2 protein-coding genes are annotated in these 1,607 nt (G+C 55.4%); both read left to right on the top strand.

Features of this window, described 5'->3' with window-relative positions; all coding sequences use genetic code 11:
* Positions 1 to 758 (top strand): hypothetical protein (locus tag ABJK56_RS01600; RefSeq protein WP_347242914.1); only part of this gene is annotated, 758 nt, incomplete at its 5' end.
* Between the two features lie 27 nt (positions 759 to 785).
* Positions 786 to 1,481, top strand: a complete 696-nt coding sequence (locus ABJK56_RS01595; RefSeq protein ID WP_347242913.1) for a tetratricopeptide repeat protein — start codon at positions 786 to 788, stop codon at positions 1,479 to 1,481.
* Positions 1,482 to 1,607: the final 126 nt, after the last annotated feature.

The raw sequence follows: 1,607 nt of genomic DNA, 5'->3' as shown, positions 1-1,607 counted from the left end.
TCCTCACCGGGGAGCGGGAGTGCTTCGGTGAGAGAACCGGGATGGGGTGGACGCCGACCCTGCAGGCTCCGGCCGTTGTTCCTTCCCTTCCCCAGGCCTCCTTCCCGCCGTATGTGCCTACACCGACAGGGGTATTCCCAACCGAGTGCGACCCCGCAGCAGGTCTATATGCGCCCTTGCAGCCATATATCCATACCGGAGCACCGCGCTGGGTGGACTTTCTGTTTCAGCCCTGGTTCCACCTGATCCCGCGAGTGCAGTTTTACGACCGGCAACTCTTGCGAATCTCAACGATACTTACCGACCTGGAAGTTGAGAGGGGGTTGAAGGAACAAGCGAGAACGGAGAACCTCAATCCCTGGCTGATAACTGAGAGCGCCACACGGCTGTACTCTCCCGAGCGCAATTGGTGGGTGGAGGCGGGGCCGTGGCGTCTGGCTGGCGGTTTTCGCTCTGGCACCCTGGAAGCGGTACACGAAGGTGTCCAGGTGCAAATGCAGGTGTGGGGTATCACGGCGGTTAGCGCAGCCGAGCGTCCCGGTGTGGTGCAGACCGCAATGGCCATTGAGATACCCGCTGCGGCGAGTCTGGAGAACGTGGTCTCGGTGCGTCAGACGCATTATCTGCGCGTGGCGACTAACGTCTATGGCGATCGGGCTGGTGCATTAGCAATAGAAGGAGTGGTAGTAGGGATAGCGGTGTACATTGCCGTTCAAGCTCCCTATTTGATCCCCGTTTTTGCTCCTACTCCTCCATAAGAATATCTGCAACAGGGTGAAATAAGGATGATTTCAACAGATATTGCTGCAGTGGAAGAACTGCTGAAGATTGGAGATTATGAGGCTGCCTGCGCAGCATTTAAAGAAGTGGTCGCCAGAGAGCCAATGAATACAAAGGCTCTAATGGGACTTGGTAAGGCGTATGCTCGTCTCGATCAACCTCTTGAGGCACTTGAGGTTTTCACAAAAGTCCTTACTCTTGAGCCTGGTAATCCGGAAGCTCATTACGGTGCAAGTTGGGCTCATTGGCGGAGGAAGGATTGGAGGAAAGCGCGTTTGTTTATTGAGCAAGCACTTGCCCTGGCCCCTGATGTAGCCGAGTATCATCTAATGGCAGCAGAATGCGCAAGGAAATTGAGGGATTCAGAGAGCCTTCTCCGGCATCTGAATATGGCAGTTCGATTGGAGCCGGATGTTCTTGGAAGACGTACTCGATGGGTATTGGCATATTACAGGGTATTCAGCGGCATTGAAGGGACTGCTTTACTCTGGGGTTGGGGCTTTTTAGCAGCATTATGGTCTTGTGGGTTTATGGGTGCCACTCGGTACTGGTGGCTTCTATTGGCTTCGCTTCCCTTTATAGGGGTCAGCACATGGCACTTTAAGAAGCGCCGTTACCGCCGGGCCGTGTGGGCATTAGTGGTATGGGGGGTGTGGGTTGCGCTCACATATTTGCTTCTCAGGTGGCTGCTGAACCGGTGACTCTCTTGGCTCTTACCAAGTGCCCATATCTCTTCCCAGTGATAACGTAGTGAAGTGACCCGGACGGCCGCGGCAGCGTGGCGGGGCTGACCAAACACCAGGGCCAGTCCACTCACACCTACCGGT

Origin of the sequence: Thermogutta sp. (assembly GCF_039793925.1) — a bacterium.
In the GTDB taxonomy this organism is placed as follows: domain Bacteria; phylum Planctomycetota; class Planctomycetia; order Pirellulales; family Thermoguttaceae; genus Thermogutta.
This window is presented reverse-complemented; position numbering and strand designations above follow the sequence as displayed.